The 3360-nt window shown below is 60.6% G+C and carries 5 protein-coding genes; 2 read left to right on the top strand and 3 right to left on the bottom strand.

Features of this window, described 5'->3' with window-relative positions; all coding sequences use genetic code 11:
* Nucleotides 1-236: 236 nt before the first annotated feature.
* Together O6929_11225 and O6929_11220 are read left to right on the top strand one after the other, a co-directional pair.
* The gene (locus O6929_11225) at nt 237-953 is read left to right on the top strand and encodes an SDR family oxidoreductase (protein ID MCZ6480959.1); all 717 of its coding nucleotides are present in this window, start codon (nt 237-239) and stop codon (nt 951-953) included.
* Nucleotides 954-1003: 50 nt separating this feature from the next.
* Entirely contained in the window at nt 1004-1648 is a 645-nt protein-coding gene (locus O6929_11220; GenBank protein ID MCZ6480958.1) for a hypothetical protein, read from the top strand.
* Nucleotides 1649-1656: 8 nt separating this feature from the next.
* On the opposite strand, the gene O6929_11215 is transcribed toward O6929_11220, so the two are convergent.
* The 3 genes from O6929_11215 to O6929_11205 all read right to left on the bottom strand — a co-directional run.
* On the bottom strand, nt 1657-2235 hold the full coding sequence (locus tag O6929_11215; protein MCZ6480957.1) for a tetratricopeptide repeat protein: 579 nt from the start codon (nt 2233-2235) through the stop codon (nt 1657-1659).
* A gap of 100 nt (nt 2236-2335) precedes the next feature.
* Entirely contained in the window at nt 2336-3007 is a 672-nt protein-coding gene (locus tag O6929_11210; GenBank protein ID MCZ6480956.1) for an HAD hydrolase-like protein, read from the bottom strand.
* A 148-nt stretch (nt 3008-3155) separates the two neighbouring features.
* On the bottom strand, nt 3156-3360 hold a 205-nt coding region (locus tag O6929_11205; protein ID MCZ6480955.1), incomplete at its 5' end, for a type I glutamate--ammonia ligase.

Here is a 3360-nt window from a genome sequence, read left to right as displayed (position 1 = left end):
GTGGGGCAATTCCGCTAGGGTGGCATGGCCCGCCTTCGGCGCTCGGCGTTAGCCCCGCTGAGCACCCACCATGCGTAGGGGAGCCTCTCCCCGACAACCCCTAAGTGCCCCTGGCGGAACCCTGGAGTGCTTAGGAGGAGTTAGTTGGAGGGGCACTAGCATTCTAGCCTGCTAGCCTTCCAGCGTTCTACCTGCTGACGGCTGACCGCTGACGGCTGACCGCCAGGAGGTTGGTTATGTCGCTCGAGGGAAAAGTGGCGGTGGTGACAGGCAGCACCCGGGGAATTGGCCGGGCCATCGCCGAGGCCTTGCTTGATGAAGGGGTTTCGGTCGTCATCTCGTCCCGCCACCAGCGGGACGTGGATCGAACGGTGGCAGAATGTCGCCAGCGCGGAAAGGGAAAGGTGGCTGGCATCGCCTGCGATGTGAGAAACCCTCGACAAGTTCAGCATCTCATGTCTTTCGCGGTTCAAGAGTTCGGAGGCCTGGATGTCTTGGTGAACAATGCCGGGGTCGCCTACTTTGCCCCAGTCGCCGATCTCAAGCCCGAAGAGTGGGAGGAGATCATCGACACGAATCTCACGGGTGTCTTCTACTGTTGCCACGAGGCCATTTCAAAAATGCGTTCCCGTGGAGGTGGCTACATCTTCAATATCGGTTCCCTGGCCGGGACAAACGCCCATCCCACTATGGCCGCCTACAACGCCTCGAAATTCGGCCTTCTCGGTTTCAGCGAGGCCCTCTTCCAGGAAGTCCGCGCCGATGGGATCCGAGTAAGCCACATCCTGCCCGGTAGTGTCGAGACGGAATTCAGCGCCGGCGGCGGGGACAAATCGGGATGGGCCATCCTGCCCGCGCACATCGCCGATATGGTGGTCTATCTGCTGAAGTCGCCGCCTCGAACAATGACCACCCGTATCGAGATGCGCCCGGCAAAGCCCCGAAAGGGCTGAGCAGGGTGGGCGATGCGAGGCACACAAAGCGATGAAGCCTCGGTTCCCCCATGATTCTATTGGAAGAGGTGAGCTTCGATCCCGTTGTGGCCTGCTGGCTCAGAGTAGAGCTTTCTTCTCCCCGGTTCCGTCCCCGGGTCGTTAAGGCCCTGAGGCACCTTCGCATTCCCCCGCGTGTGATCGAAAGGCCAAACCTGACCAGTCCCCGCGAAAACTTCCTACGGCAAAAAACGTTGAAGCTTTACCGGGGAGACATCTGGGGAACCTTCCCCTCGGATACCCGGTGGTGGCGGTGCACGATCACCCCCGAAGAATTTCGCAGGCTTCGGGTCATCAACTATCCGACCTGGACCCTGCTCTCGCGCGACACCGGCCGCCTGTCTCGAGCGGCGCACGTGATCGCCGGGGAACGCCCCTCCGTCAAGGCAAGGGGCCGGTGGGCTCAAGAGGTTCAAGCGGTGATCACAAACGTGCGCGAGATCCGAGATCGGCGGAGGGTGGCCGACATCCTGCAGCATCCACTGATCTTGATGGGACGGCCGAAGGGGAAGACCTGGACGATCCTGGAAGGTAATAAAAGGGGAGCGGCCCTGTACATCCGGTGCATTCTCGCGAAGATCGAGACTCTTCCAACCTCACTCCAGGTCCTCGTCGGACTCACCGCACATCCTTTTCCCTGGCTGCGCGTGCGCTGAGAATTTTCTTACGAAGCGCCCCCATTGCCTCCGGCAAGCACGGAGCGCTCAGTGGCGGCGAGATTCTGCTCGACCCCCGGCATGTTGGGATTCACCGTTAAGGCTTTTCGGAAAAGATCCTGAGCCTTGCGCAGCTGGCCCAGGGCCAGACAACAGAGCCCTTCCCCACTCAACGCACCAAAGTGGTACGGGTTTCTGGCGACGGTAACCTCACAGTCCGCGATCGACTGCGCATACTCCCCCATGAGATAGTAAACCGTCGCCCGCTTGTTATATCCCTCGGCAAACTCGGGGGCTTGCTCAATCACCTGCGTAAACATGGCGACCGCCTCCGCCAAAGCCCCCCGCTCCAAAGCCTGGATCCCCTCCTGCAGCAGAGCATCGACTCCGGCATCGCCGGATCGGCACCAGATCTGCCAAAGCGAGTGCTCGGCGATGGTTCGTAATCCCCAGTCCTCATCCCGGAGGGCCCGAACCAGGACCTCTACGGCGCCGGTCCCACCAATCACCCCCAAAAGGTCAGCGGCCTGACGACGCGCCACCACCTCCCCCATCTGTAATTGTTTGATGGCATCCTCTTCGGACATCACACCCTCAAATACAGCCGTCAGCTGTCAGCGGTCCGCTGTCAGCTTTTTTTGAGATTTCTTTTTGCTGACGGCTGATTGCTGACTGCTGACAGCTCTCCTAGAGTTGGCGAACCTGGAGCGAAAGGTGCGCGATATGCTTGTACACCTCCCGCGCCCCCTGTGCCGTGAAGGTAGCCTCCGGAAACAGATGGGCGATACCGATGCCGTAATAGCCGAGTTCCCTGGCCGCAGCAACATCCTCTGGGATGCCGGCGAGAACGAAACTCTGCGCGGCAAAGGTCTCAACGGGCAGCCCAACTGTCTCTGGACAAACCACCATCTGCCCGCGCCCGCGCGGAGCTCGCTCAGTCCCGATCACCCATCCGAAGAGATCTCGCAGTTCCACCTCCTCGAGTTGACGCTCTGCGATCTGGGACCGTGTCTCAGAGAGGACGAACAGCTGTGCTTCCCGATCCGCCAGGGTTTGTAACAGCTCACGAGCCCCTTCAGAAACCACCGGCCGCGATGCAGCCATTGCACCGCGAAATTCGCTGGCGGCTTGGATGGCCTGTTCTCCTGAATGGCCGTGCTGGGCGAGGAGGCGCGCAAACTTCACCTCCAAGGGAAGAAGCGCATGGGCTTGGTAAAAGAGGAGGGCTTCTTTTGCCGAGATCTGATAAGCGCGCTGCAGGAACCGGCCGAACTCCCGCCGGTATAGGATCTCTGGATTAAAGATCACGCCTTCGAGGTCGACAAGTCCGAACCGATAGTCGAGAATCCGCGTCCCCATGCTCCAACGTTACCTGGAGAGGTATGTGAGATCAACTCCCTTTCCACGGATGCCGGTTCTGGAGATACTCGATTACACAGATCACGGCCGGGCCGAACAGGAAAGGGCTCCGCGGAATCGCGGGGCCCTGGGGGGAGACGACAACGAGCTACAGATCGTAGTACAGCACGAACTCGTACGGGTGGGGCCGGAGCCGGACCGGGTCCACCTCCTTCGTCCGCTTGTACCAGAGCCACGTTTCGATGACGTCTTCGGTGAAGACATCGCCCTTCAGGAGGAATTCGTGATCCCGCTCGAGCGCATCGAGCGCCTCGCTCAACGAGCCGGGAACCGACGGGACCTCCGCCAGCTCT

Source organism: Candidatus Methylomirabilota bacterium, from assembly GCA_027293415.1.
GTDB lineage: Bacteria > Methylomirabilota > Methylomirabilia > Methylomirabilales > CSP1-5 > CSP1-5.
The sequence above is the reverse complement of the archived record's forward strand: the minus strand, read 5'-3'. Positions and strand labels throughout refer to the sequence as shown.

Bases quoted from the DNA above. Each gene is read 5' to 3' on its own strand.
- O6929_11215 (MCZ6480957.1), bottom strand. From the start codon at position 2,235: ATGTCCGAAGAGGATGCCATCAAACAATTACAGATGGGGGAGGTGGTG.
- O6929_11220 (MCZ6480958.1), top strand. From the start codon at position 1,004: ATGATTCTATTGGAAGAGGTGAGCTTCGATCCCGTTGTGGCCTGCTGG.
- O6929_11210 (MCZ6480956.1), bottom strand. From the start codon at position 3,007: ATGGGGACGCGGATTCTCGACTATCGGTTCGGACTTGTCGACCTCGAA.
- O6929_11225 (MCZ6480959.1), top strand. From the start codon at position 237: ATGTCGCTCGAGGGAAAAGTGGCGGTGGTGACAGGCAGCACCCGGGGA.